Raw genomic sequence first — 22,243 nt, 5'->3', positions numbered from 1 at the left:
GCTCTAAAACATGCTCGAAACTGTCTGCAGTCCGAGTACGGCATCGAGAGAAAGCGCCACACAGACGATGGATAAGTAGTTGTTCGACATGAAGAACAGCTTCATCGGCTTGATCTTGCCGCCGGTCTTAACGTGGCGGTGCAGATCAATGGCGCCCCACAGGAACCAAGCACCAGCGCCAACGGCACCAATCAGATAGATCCAACCAGCGTACGGAACCAACAGCAGAGTGGTAATCACGGTCGCGGCGGTGTAGTAAATAATGCGCTTAGAAACGACGATTGCCGGCTTGACCACAGGCATCATCGGCACGCCAGCGGCCTTGTAGTCCTCCTTGTAGCGCAGGCCCAATGCCCAGGTGTGCGGCGGTGTCCAGAAGAAGATAAGCAGGAACAGGATGAATGCCTGCCACCAGTGAGCCAGCCCCGTAATCTCCGGGTTGTTGTCAGTGATTACGGCCCAGCCGACCATCACCGGCATACAACCCGCAGCGCCACCCCAAATTACGTTCTGATCAGTACGGCGCTTCAGCCACAACGTGTAGACGAAGATGTAGAAGGCAATCGTAATCAGAATGAAAACGGCGGCTAGCAGCGAGTTACACAGCAACCACAGCCACAGGACCGACGCAATCATCAAGACAGTGCCGAAAATCGCTGCCGCTCGACGGCTAACCTGGTTGCGCGCGAGCGGGCGACGGCGAGTGCGGCGCATCTTCTGGTCGATGTCGTAATCCATGACCATATTGAAGGTGTGTGCGGCCGCTGCGCCCATCCAACCACCGAACAGGGTGAGAAGAATCAGTCCAACGTGTACATGACCGCGATCAGCCTGAAGCATTGCGGGAATGGCCGCGACGAGCAGGAGCTCAATAATTCTTGGCTTAGTCAGTGCAATATACGCCTTGACTGTTTCCAACAAAGCAATGTCCCTTTCACGCGCCATAAACAACCCCCCGAATACTAATAGTCGGATGTAACGGTCAAAAAGTTCCCGACGAGTTTTTCCGCAAAATAAAATGAGGGGTAGGCAATCAGTTTACCGGTAATCATAACGGTTCCAATAATGACCGTCGTTAAGCATGTGCGGCGCGCCCTCTGAGACTTACCTCTTAGCTATTCGGCCCGGTTTGAACCCGGAGCGCGCAATCCTAGTTAGTATGGAGGAGAACTTTACTAATCCATTTGGATACTAGGAGTCATTCACGTGACACTGTCGACTGAGCATGAAGCACGGGTTGTGCGCAACTACCCCTCGGACTGGTCTGACTTGGATACGAAGGCCGTAGATACGGCTCGTGTGCTGGCTGCAGACGCCGTGGAAAAAGCAGGTTCGGGACACCCCGGCACTGCGATGAGCCTCGCACCGCTGGCTTACTCTCTTTACCAGCGCGTTATGCGCCATGACCCGAAGGATACGAAGTGGATCGGCCGTGACCGTTTCATTCTCTCCTGTGGTCACACCTCTCTGACGCAGTACGTCCAGCTCTACCTCGGCGGTTTCGGCCTGGAGCTCGATGACCTGAAGGCGTTGCGTACGTGGGACGCCCTCACGCCGGGTCACCCGGAGTACGGCCACACTGACGGCGTGGAAATCACCACTGGTCCGCTGGGTCAGGGTCTGGCGTCGGCTGTCGGTTTCGCCATGGCTTCGCGACGGGAACGCGGGCTGTTCGACCCGGAAGCTGCTCCGGGTGAGTCTCCGTTTGATCACTACGTGTACGTCATTGCGTCTGATGGTGACGTTCAGGAGGGTGTCACTGCCGAGGCCTGCTCGCTGGCTGGCACTCAGCAGCTGGGCAACCTGATTGTCTTCTGGGATGACAACGGCATCTCCATTGAGGACGACACCACCATTGCTTTCACCGAGAATGTCGCGGACCGCTACCGTGCTTACGGCTGGCAGGTCATTGAGGTCGACGGCGGCGAGGACGTCGCAGCACTCGAGGCTGCTGTCGAGGAGGCCAAGAAGGATACGGAGCGTCCGACCTTCATTCGCGTTCGCACTGTGATCGCTTACCCGGCTCCGACCAAGATGAACACCGGCGCTTCGCACGGTGCTGCACTTGGTGGCGAGGAGATTGTCGGCATCAAGGAAGCTCTCGGCTTCGATACCGACAAGAGCTTTGACGTCGCTGACGAAGTCATTGAGCACACCCGCAAGCTAGTTGAGCGCGGTGCTGAGGCTCACGCACAGTGGCAGGTGAAGTTTGATGAGTGGGCTGCGGCTAACCCGGAGCGCAAGGCTCTGCTGGACCGTCTGACCGCTGGCGAGCTGCCGGAGGACTTCGACGCTGAGTTGCCGACCTGGGAGCCGGACGAGAAGGGTGTTGCCACCCGTAAGGCTTCCGAGGCCGCGCTGCAGGCACTGGGCAAGACCCTGCCGGAACTATGGGGTGGCTCGGCTGACCTGGCTGGCTCCAACAATACTGTCCTGAAGGGTGAGCCATCCTTCGGCCCGAAATCCATCACCACCGGTACCTGGAACACCGGCCCGTACGGCCGCAACCTGCACTTCGGTATTCGTGAGCACGCCATGGGCTCGATCCTCAACGGCATTCTGCTCCACGGTGGTACCCGTCCGTATGGCGGCACCTTCCTTATCTTCTCGGACTACATGCGTCCGGCTGTCCGCCTTGCATCGCTGATGGGCATCTCCCCTATTTATGTCTGGACCCACGACTCCATTGGTCTGGGCGAAGACGGTCCGACGCACCAGCCTGTTGAGCAGCTGGCTTCGCTGCGCGCTATCCCGGGTGTGTCCACTGTCCGCCCGGCTGACGCTAACGAGACCGCTCAGGCTTGGTCCGCTGTTCTTCAGGGCGAGGCAGGCCCGAAGGCTCTGGCTCTGACCCGCCAGAACGTTCCGGTTCTGGAAGGCACCAAGGAGAAGGCCGCTGAGGGTGTCCGTCGTGGTGCGTACGTGCTTGTCGACGGCGCCAAGGAGACCCCGGATGTCATCCTCATGGGTACCGGCTCGGAGGTTCATCTCGCTGTCGAGGCCGCTGAGAAGTTGGCTGAGGAAGGCGTCAGCGCCCGCGTTGTCTCTGTCCCGTGTCTTGACTGGTTCGAGCAGCAGGATGAGGCCTACCGTGAGCAGGTCCTGCCGAAGGCCGTCCGCGCTCGTGTCTCGGTTGAGGCTGGAATTGCCATGCCGTGGTACCGCCACCTGGGTGACGCTGGTCGCGCGGTCTCCCTGGAGCACTTCGGTGCCTCGGCTCCGTACAAGGAGCTGTTCGAGAAGTTCGGCATTACCGCTGGCGCTGTTGTCGATGCGGCCAAGGAGTCCATCGAGGCTGCTAAGTAAGTTCTGTTCAACCTGGCGCTAACGGCTGACATCGGGACGGGAATTGTAGAAACCCCTACCGGCGCTCCGGTAGCGCCAGTATTGTTTGTGTCGCACAGTAGTTTAAAGACACACAGTATTTAGAGATGCCTTTAGGCAACGAAGCGGTTTAGACAGAAAGGCGTTAAACACTATGGGAAACACCACGATGGAAGCACTCGCCAAGGTAGGAACCTCGGCGTGGCTCGACGATCTTTCGCGCCAGCGCCTCACCTCAGGCGATTTGAAGAATCTTATTGAAGAGCTGCGGGTTGTCGGTGTCACCACTAACCCGGCTATCTTCTCTTCGGCGATGACCGCTGGTGAGGACTATGACTCTCAGCTGGCACAGCTCACTGCGGAGGGTGCGAACCCGGCAGATGCTGTGTTCGCCATGGCTATCGACGATGTCCGCGATGCCTGTGACCTTTTCGCCGGTGTGGCTGAGGAAACCGATGGTGTCGATGGCCGTGTCTCCATCGAGGTCGATCCTCGCTACGCCGACAACTACAAGGCCACGATTGCGCAAGCCCGTAAGCTCTGGGAACGCGTCGGCAAGCAGAACGCGATGATTAAGATTCCGGCGACCGATGCTTCCCTGCCGGCTGTCACCCAGGCTCTGTCCGAGGGTATTTCGGTGAACGTCACCCTGATTTTCTCGGTGGAGCGTTACCTGCAGGTTATCGATGCGTTCATCGAGGGCATTGAGCGTGCGAAGGACAACGGCGTGGACCTTGAATCGGTTCATTCCGTTGCTTCACTGTTCGTTTCCCGCGTTGACACTGAGATTGATGCTCGCCTGGACAAGATTGGCTCCGAGGAGGCTCTGGCTCTGCGTGGCAAGGCCGGTCTAGCTAATGCCCGCGCTGCCTACGCCAAGTTCGAGGAAACTTTTTCTTCGCAGAACATCCGTTGGGCGCAGCTGGAAAATGCCGGCGCCAAGCCACAGCGCCTGCTGTGGGCTTCGACTGGTGTGAAGAACCCGGCTTACCCTGACACCCTGTATGTCACTGAGCTGGCTGCACCGCAGACTGTCAACACGATGCCGGAGAAGACGCTGCGTGCTGCCGCGGGCTACGAGGGCGAGGTTCGCGACGCCGTCAGCGGCCAGGGTGACGCAGCCAACGCCGTTATGACCGAGCTCAGCGAGATTGGCATCGACCTGGATGACGTCTTCGCCGTCCTAGAGCGCGAGGGCGTGGAGAAGTTTGTGGACTCCTGGCAGTCCTTGCTCGAGTCGATTGCACAGCGTATGGAACAGCTGAAGTAAGCCAGCTAATCGTCTACTTGCCTGTTGGTAGTGACCGCGTTTATGGCTGGAGGCGGCGGTCCAATGCAAGTTACTGACCGCGCTTATGGCAAAAATGGCCTGAACCTACCGGCCTGGAAGTGCTATAAACTCGCACAGTTTCACTTTTGCGGCCTGTATTTTTCGGCCCGTAATCTGGACACAAAAAGCTCCCTGAGGGGAGCTTTTTGGCTGTTAGGCCTCGGCGAAAGCGGGGCGCACGGCGGGCAATGGGCGTTTCTCTTCCTTTAATGCCCCGGCCATCACGAACGCAGAGATTACGGTGATGATTGAGGCAAAGATCGGCACAGCCGGCCAGGGGGCGCCCGGTACGGAGTCGGTCACGTCCAGCAGGTAGCTGAAGAGGAATAGCGCGGCCAGGGCCATGCCGATGGTGATCGATCCTGCACGAGTGCCCTTCGCTCCGGCGACGGTGCCGACTGCGGTGCTCGCCACGGTAGCCATGAGGAAGCTCAAGAAGACGCACAGCGCGGTGAGCAGGACCGTGATGTAGTTCTGCCCGGAATCCTCAATCATGTACAGCTCTCCGTTAGTGTCCGGGAACAGGGCTGGGCCGGAGGTGACAATGAAGCTATCGAATCCCCGGTAGTAGCCGGATTTGTTCTGTTCGATGACCATCGCCGTGACGATGAATGCGGTAGCCACCAACGATGTGCCCAAGATCGCGATGATTGCGGAGCGTACCCAGCGGACGGTGCTCACGCCGTAGTCGCGCAGGGTGACCGACCGTCGGGCTGTGATGAGGAAGAGGATGCCCAGTGCGATAATCCCCAGCAAGGTGTTGCCGGTTCCGCTGCCCACAAGCATGCGCCCGAAGGCCGAGTACAGGATGGCCACAGCGGCGACGCCGAGGAAGGTTTTCTTGTTGGTCGCGATGAAAGCTCCGGTGCTCATTTCTTGCTCCTTTCGACGTAGACGGAGGTGCTAGCAAGGTCGATGAGGGCCGCGGGGTCGAGATAGCTCACGTCAACGCCGAGGGCGCGGGCATGCGCAGCGGCAGACGCGGTTAGCGCTGTAGCTAGGATTGCCTCGCAGCGCTCGCCGAGAGTTTTCTTAGCGAGCACTGGGCCGGTCACCTGCGCCACGAGATCCGTAGGGCCGCGCAGCACCGGGTGGGTAGCGCGCAGCTTTTCGACGTCATGGGGTCCGTACGCATCCTGCTTGTGGATGACAATCAAGGTGTCCACCAGGTCGGCGAGATCCTGGGAGTGCTGCGACGTGACCACAATGTCGGCCGATTCGGCGGCGTCGATAAGCATGCCGCGCAACATGGTGCGGTGCTCGACGTCGAGGCCGTTGAAGGGTTCGTCGAAAAGCAATGCATCCTTGCCCGATGCGAGGGCGGTAGCGGCGATGAGCAGTTGGCGCTGGCCCAGGCTGAGTTGCTTGATGGGGGTGTCGGCAGGGAAATCGAGGAGGGACTCCGCGTGGGATACATCGAGCTGATCCCAGCCGGTGCGTAGGATGTGGAAATATTCGCGCGGGGTGGCGCCGAAGATCTGGGTGTCGGGTGCTGCCTTCGCCAGGGCAGCCGTAGGCATCTGCGCAAGGGTGTGCAGGTAGTAGGTCTTGCCCGCGCCGTTGGGGCCGATCACGCCGTAGATGCTCATTTCTCCTCCTCCAGCATGGCGATGATGTCGTCAAGCGTGAGGCCGAGGACGCCGGCCTCCGCTTTTAGCGGCTCGATGTAGGTGCGCTGGAACGCTTCACGACGCTCAGCTTGAATGCGCTCACGGGCGCCTGGAGTGACAAACATGCCGAGTCCTCTCTTCTTCTCCACGAGCCCCACCATCGACAGCTCCGTCATGGCCTTGGCGGCCGTGGTGGGATTGACCTGATAGAACTCCGAGAGCTCCTTGGTTGAAGGGGCACGATTCTCAGCTGCGAGCTCTCCGGACAAAATTAGTGATTTCAAATCCTCGGCGATCTGGACGTAGATGGGCCGGGGATCCGCTTCTCTCGCTTGCATATCCACCTCCCTGGTGTACGGGTATACCACCTATGTCATAAACCTAAGGCAAACGAAAGGGGCCTGTCAAGGCCCCATCGGAGGAATCGGCAACGATTCCACCGGGATTTTATCGATATGACATTATGTAAACCGTGAGTGATTCTCTGCAACACAACAATCCGAACTCTCCTACTGCCAGCTCTCCTCACAATGGAGAGGACAGTGCCCACCACGACGGATACATCAACCCGCTGCGCGACCCGCAGGATAAACGCCTGCCGCGTATTGCCGGCCCGGGTGGCATGGTGATTTTCGGAGTGACGGGCGATCTGGCCCGAAAGAAGCTTCTGCCTGCCATCTACGATCTGGCGAACCGCGGTCTACTGCCTGCCTCCTTCGCGTTAGTTGGCTACGGTCGTCGCGAATGGTCGAAACAGGACTTTGAGGATTATGTGCGCACCGCAGTGGAACAGGGCGCCCGCACAGACTTCCGTGAGAGTGTCTGGCAGCGCCTGGCTGAGGGCATTCACTTTGTCACCGGTACCTTTACCGATGACGAGGCCTTCGATCGCCTGGCCGCACAACTTGAGGAGCTCGATCGCTCCCGCGGCACCGCTGGCAACTGGGCCTACTACCTGTCCATTCCGCCAGCTAACTTCCCCGATGTCTGTCATCAGCTCGACCGTTCGGGGCTGGCGCAGTCGGGCGAGGATTATTGGCGTCGCGTGATTATTGAGAAGCCATTCGGCCACGACCTGGCCTCCGCTCAGGAACTCAACCGGATTGTGAACTCGGTCTTCCCAGAAGACGCTGTGTTCCGCATCGACCACTACCTGGGCAAGGAAACCGTTCAGAACATTCTGGCCATGCGTTTTGCCAACCAGTTGTTCGATCCGATGTGGAATTCTCACTACATTGACCACGTTCAGATCACCATGGCCGAGGATATCGGTTTGGGCGGTCGCGCCGGCTACTACGACGGTATCGGTGCAGCTCGTGACGTGATTCAGAACCACTTACTCCAGCTCCTGGCGCTGGTGGCAATGGAAGAGCCCATCGCCTTTACCCCGGAAGAGCTGCAGGCGGAAAAGATCAAGGTGCTGCGTGCCGTCGAGCCAGTGCGCCCGTTTTCGAAATACACCGCTCGTGGCCAGTACACGGCGGATTGGCAGGGCAGCAACTTCGTGCCGGGGTTGCGCGATGAGGAAGGCTTCGACCCCGAATCCACGACCGAGACCTACGCCGCCTGTACGCTGCAGATTAACTCCCGTCGCTGGGCCGGTGTTCCCTTCTACCTGCGCACCGGCAAACGCCTCGGCCGCCGCGTCACTGAGATTGCTCTGGTCTTTAAGTCCGCACCTCACCTGCCCTTCGCGGAGACAATGACGGCCGCTCTTGGCCAAAACGCCATGGTCATCCGCGTCCAGCCAGACGAAGGCGTGCTCATGCGCTTCGGCTCGAAGGTCCCGGGCTCGGCCATGGAGGTGCGCGATGTCAACATGGACTTCTCCTACTCCGAGGTGTTTACCGAGCAGTCGCCAGAGGCCTACGAGCGCCTGATTCTGGATGCGCTTCTCGACGAGGCCAGCCTCTTCCCCACCAACGAGGAAGTCGAGCTGTCCTGGAAGATTCTTGACCCCATCATTGAGTACTGGGCCAAGCGCGGTCGTCCCGAGGGATACCCCGCAGGTTCGTGGGGGCCGTCCTCCGCTGACCACATGCTCGAGCGCGACGGTCGCGTTTGGCGACGGCCATAGGTTGCCGACCTCTCAGTTCTTAAGAATTTTCTGACAGAAAGAACACCTTCATGATTGTCAATTTGCCAGACACTGACACCGCGAGCATTGCTCGTCAGTTAGTGCAGCTTCGAGAGCAGGGCGGCATCGTCACCACGGGCCGTGTCCTCACCCTGATCGTTTTGGCCAAAAGCGAAGACGACCTGGAAAACATTATTTCCACGGTCAACTCCGTTTCCCGCGAGCACCCATCCCGTGTGCTGGTATTGGTCTCCGATGATCCGCGTTTGGACAATCGCCTCGACGCGGAACTCCGCGTCGGTGGAGATGCCGGTGCCGCTGAGATCGTCGTTATGCACATGTCCGGTGAGATTGGTCAGCACCACAGCTCTGTGGTGACTCCCCTGTTGCTGCCGGATACGCCGGTCGTGGCGTGGTGGCCGTCCGAGGCGCCGCAAGTACCAGCGGCGACACCAATCGGCCGGATTGCCCAGCGCCGTATCACCGATTCGTTGTGTGACCCGAGTAGTAACGCTATCTACACGCGCCGTACGGGCTACACGCCTGGCGATTCCGACTTGAGCTGGTCGCGACTGACGAACTGGCGCGGTGTGTTGGCCTCCGCATTCGACCTGCCGCCGCACTCGCCGGTGACCTCCGTGTCCATCTACGGTCCAAAGGAGTCGCCATCGGTGGAGGTAGCCGCCGGCTGGTTGGCAGATCGCCTTGGGCTGCCGGTCAACCGTTACTCCACCGGTGAGAAGAAGATTCCGGTGGACGAAAAGGGCCGCGCCAAGCCACCGGTGACCTCCGTCGCGTTTGAGCGTGAAAATGGTCAGACTCTGCGCATCGATATTGAAAGCGCTACCACTGCATCGGTCACCAACGGAGAAAAGCCACCGTTCAAGGTCGCATTGTCGCGTCCAACACGCTCCGAGTGCTTGGCAGAGGAGCTGCGTCACCTCGATCACGATACTGCCTACGGCCGCGCCCTGCGTGGACTCAGTCAGATTCACACAGTGGGTATGCAGCCTCCAACGTCCACAACAACTAGCTTCGCTAACGAACCAGGAGTTTCTGACAAGTGACCACCGACAACGTCTCGAACACCGTCCCTGTCCCACAGTTCCACCGCGCTGCAGACCAGGCCGGCATCGTCGAGGTTGCACGTCAACGCTTCATCGATGCGGTTGTCGCCGTCCAGCATGGCAACGCCTCTCCGGTCACCGATGACGGTTTTGTACGCGTCGTTCTCACCGGTGGCGGCGCGGGTACCGCTTTGCTCAGTGCGCTTGCCGACGATTCCGGAGACATCGACTGGAACCGAGTCCTCGTGTTCTTCGGAGATGAACGCTTTGTCGCTGCCGACTCGGCAGATCGCAATGCGTTGGCTGCTCGTGAGCGTCTCTTGTCCCCTGTCGGTGTGCCGGAGGAAAACATCTTCGAGTTTGCCGCTGCCGACAGCGGCGTGACCACCACGGAGGCCGCCGAAAGCTACGAAGCTATTGTTCGGGAGAAGGCTCCAAATGGCTTTGACCTTCACCTTCTTGGTATGGGCGGAGAGGGACACATCAACTCGATTTTCCCGCATACCGCAGCGCTGGCTGAGCGGGAACGCTTGGTCGTGGACGTGCATAACTGCCCGAAGCCACCGCCGACCCGCCTCACGTTGACGATGCCGGCCATTGCCAGCTCTCAGCGTGTGTGGCTACTTGTAGCGGGTGGCGGAAAGGCTGAGGCAATTGCAGCTATCGCGCAGCAGGACGACCCAGCGCAGTGGCCAGCGGCCGGAGTTCGCGGTGCTCAAGAGACCGTTGTCTTTGTTGACGATGCTGCGGCTGCACAGCTCTAGGCTTTCGCTTCACCGGCTAACAGCCCAGAAACAGCAAATTCCCGTCGATAAGCGAAATGCTATCGACGGGAATTTTTATTACTTAAAGGCCTGCGCTGGGGCGTGCTGCGTGCGAAACCTACCAGCCGAAGGTATTAAACAGCAGCAACAGGACAATGCAGAGCAACCAGATAATCACGGTCACAATAGTGACGCGGTCAAGGTTCTTCTCCACCACAGTCGAACCGGACAGATTCGACTGCATGCCGCCACCAAAGAGGCTGGACAGTCCGCCACCCTTACCCTTGTGGAGCAGGATGAACAGCGTCATCAGGATGGATGTGATGACCAGGACAATCTGAATGGCGAGGTACACGCGCACTTCCTTTTGAAACGTCGCTTCTTTAAGAACTCCAACTATACTAGCGCAATTACTCCGCTGGCTAGGTATCCCCAGCCGTATCCCTAGGCGAATTCCTAGCCGGAGTTGCGCAGTGCAGTTGCCAGGCCATTCATGGTCAGCTGAATGCCCCGACGCACCTTGTCGCGATTATCACCGGCACGGTAGCGACGCAGCATCTCTAGCTGGATGATGTTCAGCGGCATGAGGTACGGGAAGCGCATGTCCACCGAACGCCTGAGCAGCGGGTTGTCTTCCAGCAGATGCTTGTACCCGGTTACCTTCAGGAACATCTCCAAAGTCAGGTCGAACTCAGCCTTGATGATGCTGTAGATGCGCTCGCCGTCGGCCTTATCTTGGCACAGGCTAGCGTAGGCGCGCGCCAGATTCAGGTCAGCCTTGGACATGACCTGCGCCATGTTTGACAGCACCGAATTGAAGAACGGCCAAATCTCGTTGAGCTGACGGAGCTCAGCCAGACGAGAGCCGTCCTCGTCCTCGCCAATCCACTCCTGCAGTGCAGAGCCGACACCAAACCAGCCCGGCACCATAGAACGCTGCTGCGACCAGGACAGTACCCACGGAATTGCGCGCAGGTCAGAAATGGTCTGGGTCTGCTTGCGTGAGGTCGGACGTGAACCGATGTTCAGGCTGCCGATCTCATCGACCGGAGTAGACGAAGTGAAGAAGTCAATAAAGCCCGGGTCCTCGTGCATAAGCTTCGAGTAGGCCTCGCGCGACAGGTCGGAAATCTCCGACATAATCTCGTGGGCGCGAGACGGGTTCTTCAGGTCATCGACGTCGAGCAGAGTCGACTCGATAGTTGCCGAAACCAGCGCGGCGAGGTTCCTGCGTGCCGCTGCAGGGTGACCGTACTTAGCAGAGATAATCTCGCCCTGCTCAGTGATACGCACCGAGCCCTGGACTGCACCCGACGGCTGCGCCAGGATTGCCTCGTAGGACGGTCCACCGCCACGGCCGACAGTACCTCCGCGGCCGTGGAAGAGACGCAGGCGAATGTCGTTGTCCTTCGCGGCCGCCACGATGGCGACCTCCGCGTCGTAAAGCGCCCAGTTTGCAGCGAAGTACCCGCCGTCCTTGTTGGAGTCGGAGTAGCCGAGCATGACTTCCTGCAGATCTCCGCGTGCGGAGACGTATGCGCGGTAGACCGGAATGTCCCACGCAGCACGCAGCACGTCGGCACCAGCCTGTAGGTCTTCGATGGTTTCGAACAGCGGGATGACGTCAACAGAACCGGTCGGCTGGGAGCCATTCGGGCGAATTAGACCGACTTCCTTGAGCAGAATCATAGGCTCCAGCAGGTCGGAGACCGATGTACACATTGAAATGATGCAGTGCGGTACCGCATCGCGACCGTACTTGCGCACCGCACGAGATGCCGCACGCATAATGCCTAGCTCGCGAGCCGTAGCTTCGGAAAGATTTGTAGAAGTCGAAATCAGCGGACGGGAGGACTGCAGTTCCTTGGTCAGCAGCTCGACCTTGTCGGCTTCCTTCAATGCCGCGTAGTTGTCCACCACACCGGCAGCCGAGAATAGCTCGGTGAGAATTTCCTCATGTGAGTCCGAATTCTGGCGGATATCAATCGAGTACAGGTGGAAACCAAATACCTCGACTGAATCCATCAGATCGCGCAGGCGATGGTCGGCGATGAGGTCATCGTGGCTGGACCGCAGGGAGTCGTCGATAATCGAGAGCTCGTCAAGCAGCTCCTCGGCGCTGTCATACGGAGTGAATTCCGACCAGTCGCCCTCAATGATGGACTCGTCGAAGAAGTTCACCGCTGTTGCCGCCACTCGACCGCGAATACCGTGAACCGCACGACGGTACGGCTCATCTTCGCGGTTTGGTACGTCATTGTGGCCACGGCTGGCCAAGGCGACCAGATCCACGGTGACCTTGGTCAGGCGATCGCTGAGACTGAGCTCGCGCTCCAGCAGGTGAAGCTGCGAGAAGTAGTGACGCAGAATCGTACCCGCTGCCCTATCGGAGGCGTAGCGCAGCGTATCCTCTGTCACGTACGGATTGCCGTCGTGGTCGCCGCCGATCCACGATCCCATGCGAATCGTTGGGTTAGCCGGCAGCTTGTTGCCGCCGAGCTGACGCAAGTGCTTGACGACGTCCCGGTTAATCTGTGGCACAGCTTCCAGCAGAGAAAGCTGGTAGTAGCGAAGACCAACCTCGACCTCGTCGCGAATATCCGGGCGGTTCATGCGAATCAGAGCCGTTTGCCACAGCGTCAGGATACGGCGACGGATATCGGCATCAATTTCAGCGAGTCGGTCCGCGGTGCGTGCATTCAACGGGGCTGCCTGGATCTCATGACGACGACGCATTGCGGCCGTGATGTGCTTCTGCACATCGAACACTGTGCGACGACGAGTTTCCGTTGGGTGCGCGGTCAGAACCGGAACGACCTCAATGTGGTCCATCATGTCCGCAATCGCGCTGCTGGAAACCTCGGCGTCGCGAAGCTTCTGCCATGTTGCCTCCAGCGTGGAGTCCTGCGGTGGATCGCCAGCATCGAGAGATGCTTCGATGCCCAGCTCCTCGTGCAAATCCTCAGCGAGGTTAGCCAAAAGTGCGAAGTGCGTGAAAGCACGGATGACCGGGCTTGCCTCAGCCGGATCAATATCGCGGAAGAGGCCGGTGAGCTTCTCGATGTCGCCATCGCCACGATGGAGTTCGAAGGCTGCACGGCGAGCATTTTCGACCAGGTTAAAGACCTCGTCACCCTCTTGCTCGCGGATTACCTGCCCAAGAATTCGACCCAGGTGGCGAATATCCTCCCGGAGCAAGTCCTGCTGCTTCGCGGTCGCGGTCGACGAGGATTGCCCATTGCTTGCAGTGTGTCGGTCAGTGTCACGATGTACTTGTTCGTTCATTGAACACTTCCTTTTAAAATTGCCGGGCATTCAATGTGGAAAGCCTCGGGAAAAGTATTGCGCTGAATTATTGCCATTCGGTGTGCCTGAGTTGAGTCCGCCTAAAGGCAATAACCCCGAATCGGTTTTATGAGAATCAATAAAACCAATCCGGGGTCGCGCATGGCGCCTATCTTATCAGTTGTTCTGAATTTATATACACTTAGGCGTTCTGAGCGGCATCTGCAGCAAGTGCGCAAAGCTTCGCGAATGCTTCACCGTCGAGCGAAGCGCCACCGACGAGGCCGCCGTCGACATCGGGCTTGCCGACAATCTCAGCGACGTTCTCGGCCTTGACGGAACCACCGTAGAGGATGCGCATCTCCTTTGCGATGCTCTCATCCGCAATTTCAGCGATGGTCTCACGGATAGCTGCACAGACTTCCTGAGCGTCTGCAGCCGATGCGACCTTACCGGTGCCGATTGCCCAGACCGGTTCGTAAGCGATGACAGTCTTGGCCAGCTCAGCGTTGGTCAGGTTAGCCAGGGAGCCCTTGACCTGAGAGACAACGTACTCGACGTGCTCTTCGGCCTCTCGGACCTCGAGCGGCTCGCCGACACAGACGATTGGGTTCATGCCCTCGCGCAGTGCTGCCTTGGCCTTCTTTGCGACCAGCTCATCGTCTTCTGCGTGCATATCGCGACGCTCGGAGTGACCGACGACGACCCAAGTGCAGCCGAGCTTTCCCAGCATCGAGGCGGAAATCTCGCCGGTGTAAGCGCCGGACTCGTGGACTGAGACATCCTGAGCACCGTAGGTAACGCCGAGCTTATCGCCCTCAACGAGAGTCTGGACCGAACGCAGGTCGGTAAACGGCGGGATGACAGCGACGTCAACCTTGTCGTAGTACTCCTTCGGCAGAGCGAACGCGAGCTTCTGCACCACACCGATAGCCTCGAGATGGTTCAGGTTCATCTTCCAGTTACCAGCAATAAATGGTGTACGTGCCATAGTGGTGGAATTCACTTCCCTATCAATTAGCGGATTTTTAAGCGTTGAAAATCCAGTGGTGGAAAAATCTTAGTCTTCCAGGACGGAGACGCCCGGCAGAGTCTTACCCTCGAGGAACTCCAGCGAAGCGCCACCACCGGTGGAGATGTGGCTGAAACCTTCCTCGTTCAATCCCAGGGTACGCACTGCCGCTGCGGAGTCACCGCCACCGACGACGGAGAAGCAACCGTTGTTCGTGGTCGCATCGATGATGGCCTGTGCAACCTCGCGGGTGCCAGCTGCGAAAGCCTCCATCTCGAACACGCCCATCGGGCCATTCCAGAACACAGTCTTGGACTCAGCCAGCACCTTGCCGAATGCCTCGGCGGAAGCCGGTCCGATGTCCAGGCCCATCCAGCCTTCCGGAATCTCGGTGGCTTCGACGACCTTGTTTTCAGCGTCTGCAGCGAACTTGTCAGCCACGACTACGTCGGTTGGCAGAACGATCTTGTCGCCGTAGCGGTCCAGCAAATCCTTGCAGGTGTCAATCATCTCTTCCTGCAGCAGGGATGAGCCCACGGCGTAGCCCTTGGCAGCCAGGAAGGTGAAGCACATGCCGCCGCCGATGACCAGGGAGTCAACCTTCGGCGCGAGAGCCTCAATAACGCCCAGCTTGTCGGAGACCTTGGATCCGCCGAGCACAACGGTATACGGCTTCTCCGGGGTCTCAGCGACCTTGCGTAGAACCTCAAGTTCAGCCTGAACCAGGTTGCCGGCGTAGTGCGGCAGCTTCTTAGCGACGTCGAAGACGGAAGTCTGGGCGCGGTGAACAACACCGAAACCGTCGGAAACAAATGCTCCGTCCGGAACAAGTGCAGCCAGCTCGGCTGCGAATTCGGCGCGCTCTGCTTCGTCCTTGGAGGTCTCGCGCGGATCGAAGCGGACGTTCTCCAACAGGAGTACATCGCCCTCGGTCAGGCCATTAGCGCGCTCGTGCGCGTCCTCACCGGAGACATGACCGGCGAGCGCGACGTACTGCTCCAGGCGCTCAGATAGCGCCTCAGCGACCGGGGCCAGAGAGAACTCGGGCTTAACCTCGCCCTTCGGGCGACCCAGGTGAGCCATAACAACGACCTTGGCACCGGCATCGATAAGAGCGGACAGAGTGGGCAGCGAAGCATCGATTCGACCCGGATCGGTGATTACGCCGTCCTTCAGCGGAACGTTAAAGTCGGAGCGGACGAGGACGTAACGGCCTTCAATACCTTCGTTGATCAGGTCTTTGACAGTCTTAACAGTCATCTCAATGAAATCCTTGTGAAAGTGTGAAAAAACGGGCCGTGGGTGGAGTGCCCTACTCAGGCACAACCACCCCGGCCCGTTCGGGGTCTGGGATTAACCAGGTGTTCTATTGGAGGCGCTCACCGACGTAGACAGCCAGGTCGACGAGGCGGTTGGAGTAGCCCCACTCGTTGTCGTACCAGGAGACAACCTTGACCTGGTCGCCGATGACCTTGGTCAGCGGTGCGTCGAAGATAGAGGAACGCGGGTCGCCCTCGATGTCCTTGGAAACGATTGGGTCCTCGTTGTAGCCCAGAACACCCTTGAGCTCGCCCTCAGCAGCTTCCTTGATGGCAGCATTGACGGACTCGACGGTGACCTCGCTCTTAGCAGTGAAGGTCAGGTCGGTGACAGAGCCGGTCGGGGTCGGAACACGCAGTGCGTAGCCGTCCAGCAGGCCCTTGAGCTGCGGCAGAACCAGAGCGACTGCCTTTGCCGCGCCGGTGGAGGTCGGAACAATGTTCAGAGCAGCAGCGCGGGCGCGACGCAGATCCTTGTGCGGAGCGTCGTGCAGACGCTGGTCACCGGTGTATGCGTGGATGGTGGTCATGAGACCGCGCTCGATGCCGAACTTGTCGTCCAGAACCTTAGCCATCGGAGCCAGGCAGTTGGTGGTGCAAGAAGCGTTCGAAATGATGTTGTGCTTCTCCGGGTCGTAGTCAGTGTGGTTGACACCGACAACGAAGGTTGCGTCTTCGTTCTTAGCCGGAGCGGAGATGATGACCTTCTTGGCGCCAGCCTCGATGTGAGCCTTGGCAGCGTTGGCATCGGTGAAGAAACCGGTGGACTCAATGACGATGTCGACCTCGTGCTTGCCCCACGGCAGGTCCTTCGGGTCGCGCTCAGCGTATGCCACGATGCGCTTGCCGTTGACGGTGAGGGACTCATCGTCGTAGGTGACCTCTGCGTCAAGCTTTCCCATGATGGAGTCGTACTTGAGCAGGTGAGCCAGGGTCTTGTTATCAGTGAGGTCGTTTACAGCAACGACTTCCAGGTCAGCGCCCGAAGCGAGCAGAGAGCGGAAGAAGTTACGGCCAATGCGACCAAAACCGTTAATACCTACACGAACCGTCACAATAATCTCCTTAATGGATTGGCGAATCGATGCCACTTGTCAGGGCGCTGATTGCGCTCCAACAGGTTCACTACAGAAGTGTACGTTGGGTTTTTCATTCGCGCAGCGCTGCTTTCGCGCGAAAACCCCAAATAAACGGAGATTTATCCAAATTTCTACAGCTGACTAGGCATAACGGGTGCTTTACTCGTCAACTTCTTTGTCAAAAAGTTCGTCTGTAACGACTGCAGTTGTGGGGGGAATTCCGAGTTCGTTTGCTCTTTTGTCCGCCATGGAGAGCAAACGACGGATGCGTCCTGCGACTGCGTCCTTGGTCATGGGCGGATTGGCTAGCTGCCCAAGTTCTTCCAATGATGCCTGCTTGTGCTCAATGCGCAGCTGTCCTGCAGACACCAAATGATCTGGTACATCGTCTCCGAGAATCTCTAAAGCACGCTCTACTCGCGCTGCTGCAATAACGGCCGCACGAGCCGAGCGCCGGAGGTTGGCATCGTCGAAGTTTGCCAAGCGGGTGGCCGTCGCTCGCACTTCACGACGCATACGCTGTTCTTCCCACTGCAGGCGAGTAGTCTGGGCTCCCATTCGCGTGAGGAGCGCACCGATTGCATCGCCCTCCCGGATAATTACGCGATCGCCACCGCGGGACTTATTCTCCTTGCTCTTAGCCGTAATACCGAGCCTACGAGCACATCCCACCAATGCGAGCGCCGCTTCAGCAGAAGGAGCAGTGACTTCCAAAGCTGAGGAACGCCCCGGCTCAGTCAGTGAACCATGTGCCAAAAAAGCACCCCGCCATGCAGCTTCTTGATCAATCTTCTGCCCCATAATGAGCTTGCGTGGTAGTCCACGTACGGGACGTCCTGCAGAGTCAATCAGGCCAGTTTGCCTAACGACGAGTTCCGCGCCAACGGTTACCCGCACGATGTACTTCGAGGTCTTTCGCAACCCACCGGGAGACAAAACATTGAGGCTGGCTTTGACATCGTAGAGTTCGGCCAGCATGGAGCGCAGGCGGCGTGCGACAGCGCCGGAATCCAACTCAGCCTCCAGCACAATCGAACCTGCCACCAGGTGGAGTCCTCCTGCGAAGCGGAACAGGGTCGCAATCTCCGCTGCCTGAGCGCTTTCCTGCGAAACTGACACGCGGGCTAGTTCGTCTTTGACCTTCGCCGTCAATGCCACGATGCTGTCCATCCTCATTTCATGTGTACGAGCTGGGTTTGGGCCTGGCTAATTTAAGGTTTAATTAACCCCATTTGAGCTTTAGCAATAAACCTCAAGGATAGTATCCGGAACCAATCGAGTGGCAATTAGCTGAATGCCTACTGCATCCCCGCAGGAGATTGCATAAAAACCTTCGATTGGCCGGACGCTTTAGAGGAACTGACGAAGTGCGACAGCTAGCTTTTCCGGCGAATGCCGACCCGTCAAAGCCCCGCGGTCGTCAACTTCTTGCACATCGGCGAAGACAACCTTCGCGTCTAGGCTGTCCGCCGCTCGCTGCAGGTATTCCCGTTCGGTATCCGCGAGCGGCGTGTTGTCGTCGACAAGCACGTAATTGAGCTTCAAGTTAGGTGCGTGCTGCGTGAGCATATGGATGTGCCGTTCGGAAGAGAAACCGGCGGTCTCCCCCGGCTCGGCGACAAGATTCAGTACCACGACGGTTGTGGCCTTGGTTTCTTGCAGAGCGTCCCGCAGCCCGGGCACCTGAAGATGTGGCAGAACCGAAGTGAACCACGAACCCGGACCCAGCGTCACCAAATCGGCATTGAGGATAGCTTCAATGGCCTCCTCGGATGCAGGCGGAGTCTCAGGAATCAGCCGGATTCGGCGCACCTGGCCAGGTGTCGTGGCCACAGCGACCTGGCCACGGACTTGGCGCACGACGCGGGCATCCTGCTCCAGGCCTACGACTTCGGCCTCAATCTCTAGCGGGATTGGCGACATGGGCACGACGCGACCCTGGATTTGCAGCAACCGGCCGATTTCGTCAAGGGCGTCAACTTCATTTCCCATCACACTGGTGAGGCCAGCGATAATCAGATTGCCAATCGCATGCCCTGCCAATGCGCCGGTTCCGCCAAAGCGGTGCTGCAGTGTCTTTTCCCACAGATCGCCTTTTTCCGTATCTGCGGAAAGCGCGGCGAGCGCCATGCGAAGGTCTCCAGGGGGAATCTGCCCCAGCTCACGACGAAGGCGGCCAGAGGATCCGCCATCGTCGGCAACTGTGACCACCGCAGTGACATGGTCCGCAACCTGACGGTCAGCTCTCAGCGTGGCAAAGAGACCATGACCGCCACCCAGACTGGTAATTGATGTCAATTTCTACACCTCCACGAAAACCGCTAGTTGCGGTCAATATCGCGGTGGACGACGTTGACGTTGATCCCGGAAACTCCCTCGAGCTTCTTAGCCAGCGCCTCCGACATGGCCACACTTCGGTGATGGCCTCCGGTGCATCCCACAGCGATAGTCATAAAACCTTTGCCCTCACGGCGGTACCCGGGCAAAACCAATTCGATTAAGTTTGTGACGTTGTCCAAGAACCCCTGAGATTCAGGTTGGGACAGTACGTAGTCCGCCACTGCTTTGTTGGTGCCGCGGCCCGCGCGCAGCTCAGGTACCCAATAGGGGTTGGGGAGAAAACGGACGTCGAAAAGCATGTCGGCATCGCGCGGTGCACCGTGCTTAAATCCAAAGGATTCGATGGTGATCTGCTGAATCTTGCTAGCGGTATCCGACAGCTGATGCTCTAACTCACGGCGCAAATCGTGCACGCTCATGTCAGAGGTATCCACTACTAAATCCGACATGCCCTTTATTGGCAGCAGCATCTGGCGTTCAGCGGCAATACCCTGTGAAAGTGTGCCATTTTCCTGCAGCGGATGGGTGCGACGGACCGAGTCGTAGCGGGCGATGAGAGTGTCGTCGTTGGCATCAAAGAAGATGACATAGGGCTGGCGCCCCTCATTGCGGAGTCCGTCGAGCACCTCCCCCAAACTACCGGCGAACGCGCGCGAGCGCACATCGGTGACGATAGCGAGGCGCTCTACGGGAGAGTCCGCCTCAAACGACAACTCGACCATGCGCATAATCAACTCCGGTGGCAGGTTGTCTGCGACATACCAGCCCATCTCCTCCAAGACGCTGGCGGCCGTATTGCGTCCGGAACCGGACATGCCGGTAATCAACACAAGTGACTTTTCAGCCTGAGGGGAATAACCCGAAGTAATCATGCCATCACTCTAATACAATTCCGCCCAACCGCTCTCGGTTTTACTAGCGGAAGTAAACCCGCTAGCACTGTTTCAAGTGCGGTTTTAGCCACTTGTTTACCTACTTCTACGCCTACTCTCCCGGACCGACATCCGAGTTTGGCTCTGACGACTTCTCGTCTGGGTGGAGGTAATCGTGAACAGTTTTCGCGAGCATCGGACCGAAACCAGCCACTTCTTCGATCTGCTCGACGCTGGCTTTCTTCAGCGCCGCAACAGAGCCAAAGTGCTTGACCAACTCACTGCGACGTGCTGGCCCCAGCCCCTTAATGCCATCAAGCACCGACGAGCGCATGCGTTTAGATCGCTGCTGACGGTGATAATTAATGGCAAATCGGTGCGCCTCATCACGAATTCGCTGAATAAGGTACATCGCTTCCGAATTGCGCGGCAGAATGAGTGGCTCATCATCGTCCGGAATCCACAGCTCTTCTAAGCGCTTGGCAATTCCCACCAACGTCACATCGGTGACCTCGAGTTCATCGAGGACCGCCTGAGCGGCTGCGACCTGCGGTGCACCACCGTCGACGATGAACAGCTGTGGCGGGTAGGCAAACTTGCGGCTGCTCCTCGACTGCTCATCGACGGCATCAGTCGTCTCTTCGACGAACATTTCGCTGGCATCATCGGGCATGGCGAGCTTGTCCTCGTTATGGCGCAGAAAACGTCGGCGCACCACCTCAGCGATGGAACCGACGTCGTCGGAGCGACCGTCACCCGCTGCATCTTTGATTCGGTAGCGGCGGTAGTCGGACTTCTTGGGCAATCCATCTTCGAAGACCACCAACGAGGCCACCACATCGGTGCCCTGAATATGCGAGATGTCAGTGCATTCGATGCGCAGCGGAGCTTCATCCATAAACAGCGCGTCCTGAAGTTCGGAGAGAGCCTGCGATCGAGTAGTTAGATCTCCACTTCGCTTTAGTTTGTGCTGGCGCAGCGCTTCAGCGGCATTTTTCTGCACGGTCTCCATGAGCGTCCGCTTGTCACCGCGCTGTGGGACGCGGATATCCACATTAGTGCCACGAATATCGGCCAAAAATGCAGCAACCTCGTCAAGATCGTCGGGCGTGGCCTGGACGAGAATTTCGCGTGGCACAACCTGGGCGGCAGTGGTTGATTCATCGCCGTCGACATCCGCGTGCTTGGCGGCGTCGCCATAGAACTGTGTCAGGAACTGCGTTAGCAGCCCACCCAAGCTGGGATCGGTTTCTCCCTCTTGAAACTCTGTAGTCGCGTACTCGCCGGACTTCTCCACTACCCAGCCGCGCTGACCGTAAATACGTCCTGCCCGAACGTGGAAAATCTGCACGGCCGCTTCCAGTTCGTCGGTTGCTAGCGCAATAAAGTCGGCATCGGCGGCGTCGGAAAGCACGACTGACTGCCGCTCCATGACCTTGTCGATGGCAGCGAGGTTGTCGCGCAGGCTCGCGGCGCGCTCGAAGTCCAACTCGGCGGCAGCTTCCTCCATTTCGTTTTTCAAGCGTCTGGTGACCGGGCCCGTATTTCCCGACATGAAGCTGGTAAAACCACGGACAATTTCGCGGTGTTCCTCGGCACTGACACGGCCTACACAAGGCGCTGAACATTTGTCGATATATCCGAGCAAACAGGGGCGCCCCAGGGCCTGCTGCCGGTTGAAGACTCCCTTTGAACAGGTGCGGGCTGGGAAAACTCGCGTAAGCAAGTCGAGCGTTTCTCGGATAGCCCACGCGTGCGAATAGGGCCCGAAATAACGCACGCCCTTCCGGCGCGGCCCTCGGTAGAGGAACAGCCGCGGGTACAGCTCGCCGACGCTGACGGCCAACATCGGATACGACTTGTCATCGCGGTACATCACGTTGAACCGCGGATTAAAGCGCTTGATCCAGGTGTACTCCAACTGCAGCGCTTCGACCTCATTGTGGACGACAGTCCACGTCACCTTCGAAGCGGACTGCACCATCTGACGCGTGCGGGGATGCAGCCGAGTTAAGTCCTGGAAATAGTTAGACAAACGCGCACGGAGGTTCTTCGCCTTGCCGACGTAGAGAACGCGCCCTGTTGAATCGAGAAAACGGTACACCCCCGGCTCCGTGGGAATGGTGCCGGGGGCGGGACGGTACTGAGAAGGGTCAGTCACTTA

Annotated in this window: 18 protein-coding genes; 5 read left to right on the top strand and 13 right to left on the bottom strand. The window is 58.5% G+C overall.

Going from position 1 to position 22,243, the window contains the following annotated elements:
• Window positions 1–3 precede the first annotated feature (3 nt).
• Complete coding sequence (locus CORAM0001_RS05930; RefSeq protein ID WP_208854642.1) at window positions 4–918, bottom strand: heme o synthase; 915 nt, start codon at window positions 916–918, stop codon at window positions 4–6.
• Window positions 919–1,206: 288 nt separating this feature from the next.
• Here CORAM0001_RS05930 and tkt point away from each other — a divergent pair, with 288 nt between their 5' ends.
• Window positions 1,207–3,306 (top strand): transketolase, encoded by a 2,100-nt coding sequence (gene tkt / locus CORAM0001_RS05925; protein ID WP_005510764.1) that lies wholly within the window; start codon window positions 1,207–1,209, stop codon window positions 3,304–3,306.
• 172 nt (window positions 3,307–3,478) lie between these two features.
• A complete protein-coding gene (gene tal, locus CORAM0001_RS05920) occupies window positions 3,479–4,594 on the top strand; it encodes a transaldolase (RefSeq protein WP_005510824.1) in 1,116 nt (371 codons plus the stop codon).
• Between the two features lie 213 nt (window positions 4,595–4,807).
• Here tal and CORAM0001_RS05915 read toward each other — a convergent pair whose 3' ends face one another.
• Genes CORAM0001_RS05915 through CORAM0001_RS05905 form a run of 3 tightly spaced genes read right to left on the bottom strand, consistent with a single transcriptional unit; the run spans window position 4,808 to window position 6,602 of the window.
• A complete protein-coding gene (locus CORAM0001_RS05915) occupies window positions 4,808–5,527 on the bottom strand; it encodes a hypothetical protein (protein WP_005510843.1) in 720 nt (239 codons plus the stop codon).
• The gene (locus CORAM0001_RS05910; RefSeq protein WP_244262005.1) at window positions 5,524–6,228 is read right to left on the bottom strand and encodes an AAA family ATPase; all 705 of its coding nucleotides are present in this window, start codon (window positions 6,226–6,228) and stop codon (window positions 5,524–5,526) included. Before CORAM0001_RS05910 ends, CORAM0001_RS05915 begins: the two co-directional genes overlap by 4 nt.
• Before the next feature lie 11 nt (window positions 6,229–6,239).
• Window positions 6,240–6,602 (bottom strand): GntR family transcriptional regulator, encoded by a 363-nt coding sequence (locus CORAM0001_RS05905; RefSeq protein ID WP_005510834.1) that lies wholly within the window; start codon window positions 6,600–6,602, stop codon window positions 6,240–6,242.
• 224 nt (window positions 6,603–6,826) lie between these two features.
• On the opposite strand from CORAM0001_RS05905, the gene zwf reads away from it, so the two are divergent.
• From zwf to pgl, 3 genes are read left to right on the top strand one after another with little or no spacing between them, the layout of a single operon-like run.
• Window positions 6,827–8,341, top strand: a complete 1,515-nt coding sequence (gene zwf, locus CORAM0001_RS05900; protein ID WP_244262008.1) for a glucose-6-phosphate dehydrogenase — start codon at window positions 6,827–6,829, stop codon at window positions 8,339–8,341.
• Between the two features lie 50 nt (window positions 8,342–8,391).
• On the top strand, window positions 8,392–9,408 hold the full coding sequence (locus CORAM0001_RS05895; RefSeq protein ID WP_005510779.1) for a glucose-6-phosphate dehydrogenase assembly protein OpcA: 1,017 nt from the start codon (window positions 8,392–8,394) through the stop codon (window positions 9,406–9,408).
• The gene (gene pgl / locus CORAM0001_RS05890; protein ID WP_005510821.1) at window positions 9,405–10,172 is read left to right on the top strand and encodes a 6-phosphogluconolactonase; all 768 of its coding nucleotides are present in this window, start codon (window positions 9,405–9,407) and stop codon (window positions 10,170–10,172) included. Before CORAM0001_RS05895 ends, pgl begins: the two co-directional genes overlap by 4 nt.
• Window positions 10,173–10,290: 118 nt before the next feature.
• On the opposite strand, the gene secG is transcribed toward pgl, so the two are convergent.
• The 9 genes from secG to uvrC form a co-directional block, all read right to left on the bottom strand.
• Window positions 10,291–10,527, bottom strand: a complete 237-nt coding sequence (secG, locus tag CORAM0001_RS05885; protein WP_005510775.1) for a preprotein translocase subunit SecG — start codon at window positions 10,525–10,527, stop codon at window positions 10,291–10,293.
• Window positions 10,528–10,628: 101 nt separating this feature from the next.
• Window positions 10,629–13,457 carry a phosphoenolpyruvate carboxylase gene (ppc, locus tag CORAM0001_RS05880; RefSeq protein WP_005510770.1) on the bottom strand — a complete coding sequence of 943 codons (2,829 nt, stop codon included), beginning with the start codon at window positions 13,455–13,457 and terminating at the stop codon, window positions 10,629–10,631.
• A gap of 202 nt (window positions 13,458–13,659) precedes the next feature.
• A complete protein-coding gene (gene tpiA / locus CORAM0001_RS05875; protein WP_040361363.1) occupies window positions 13,660–14,448 on the bottom strand; it encodes a triose-phosphate isomerase in 789 nt (262 codons plus the stop codon).
• 69 nt (window positions 14,449–14,517) lie between these two features.
• Complete coding sequence (locus tag CORAM0001_RS05870; protein WP_005510728.1) at window positions 14,518–15,729, bottom strand: phosphoglycerate kinase; 1,212 nt, start codon at window positions 15,727–15,729, stop codon at window positions 14,518–14,520.
• 106 nt (window positions 15,730–15,835) lie between these two features.
• Window positions 15,836–16,843, bottom strand: coding sequence for a type I glyceraldehyde-3-phosphate dehydrogenase (gap, locus tag CORAM0001_RS05865; protein WP_005510729.1), 1,008 nt, complete (start codon window positions 16,841–16,843; stop codon window positions 15,836–15,838).
• A 183-nt stretch (window positions 16,844–17,026) separates the two neighbouring features.
• Window positions 17,027–18,025 (bottom strand): DNA-binding protein WhiA, encoded by a 999-nt coding sequence (gene whiA, locus CORAM0001_RS05860; protein WP_005510844.1) that lies wholly within the window; start codon window positions 18,023–18,025, stop codon window positions 17,027–17,029.
• Between the two features lie 192 nt (window positions 18,026–18,217).
• Complete coding sequence (locus CORAM0001_RS05855) at window positions 18,218–19,165, bottom strand: gluconeogenesis factor YvcK family protein (protein ID WP_005510803.1); 948 nt, start codon at window positions 19,163–19,165, stop codon at window positions 18,218–18,220.
• Window positions 19,166–19,188: 23 nt separating this feature from the next.
• Entirely contained in the window at window positions 19,189–20,079 is an 891-nt protein-coding gene (rapZ, locus tag CORAM0001_RS05850; RefSeq protein WP_005510809.1) for an RNase adapter RapZ, read from the bottom strand.
• Window positions 20,080–20,191: 112 nt separating this feature from the next.
• The gene (gene uvrC / locus CORAM0001_RS05845; protein WP_005510845.1) at window positions 20,192–22,240 is read right to left on the bottom strand and encodes an excinuclease ABC subunit UvrC; all 2,049 of its coding nucleotides are present in this window, start codon (window positions 22,238–22,240) and stop codon (window positions 20,192–20,194) included.
• Between the last annotated feature and the right edge of the window lie 3 nt (window positions 22,241–22,243).

It is taken from the genome of Corynebacterium amycolatum SK46, from assembly GCF_000173655.1.
In the GTDB taxonomy this organism is placed as follows: Bacteria; Actinomycetota; Actinomycetes; order Mycobacteriales; family Mycobacteriaceae; genus Corynebacterium; species Corynebacterium amycolatum_A.
Note: the sequence above shows the minus strand (reverse complement) of the source record. Positions and strands in the feature narration are given on the sequence as shown.

Bases quoted from the DNA above. Each gene is read 5' to 3' on its own strand.
- tal (WP_005510824.1), top strand. From the start codon at position 3,479: ATGGGAAACACCACGATGGAAGCACTCGCCAAGGTAGGAACCTCGGCG.
- CORAM0001_RS05915 (WP_005510843.1), bottom strand. From the start codon at position 5,527: ATGAGCACCGGAGCTTTCATCGCGACCAACAAGAAAACCTTCCTCGGC.
- CORAM0001_RS05905 (WP_005510834.1), bottom strand. From the start codon at position 6,602: ATGCAAGCGAGAGAAGCGGATCCCCGGCCCATCTACGTCCAGATCGCC.
- CORAM0001_RS05895 (WP_005510779.1), top strand. From the start codon at position 8,392: ATGATTGTCAATTTGCCAGACACTGACACCGCGAGCATTGCTCGTCAG.
- ppc (WP_005510770.1), bottom strand. From the start codon at position 13,457: ATGAACGAACAAGTACATCGTGACACTGACCGACACACTGCAAGCAAT.
- tpiA (WP_040361363.1), bottom strand. From the start codon at position 14,448: ATGGCACGTACACCATTTATTGCTGGTAACTGGAAGATGAACCTGAAC.
- CORAM0001_RS05870 (WP_005510728.1), bottom strand. From the start codon at position 15,729: ATGACTGTTAAGACTGTCAAAGACCTGATCAACGAAGGTATTGAAGGC.
- rapZ (WP_005510809.1), bottom strand. From the start codon at position 20,079: ATGATTACTTCGGGTTATTCCCCTCAGGCTGAAAAGTCACTTGTGTTG.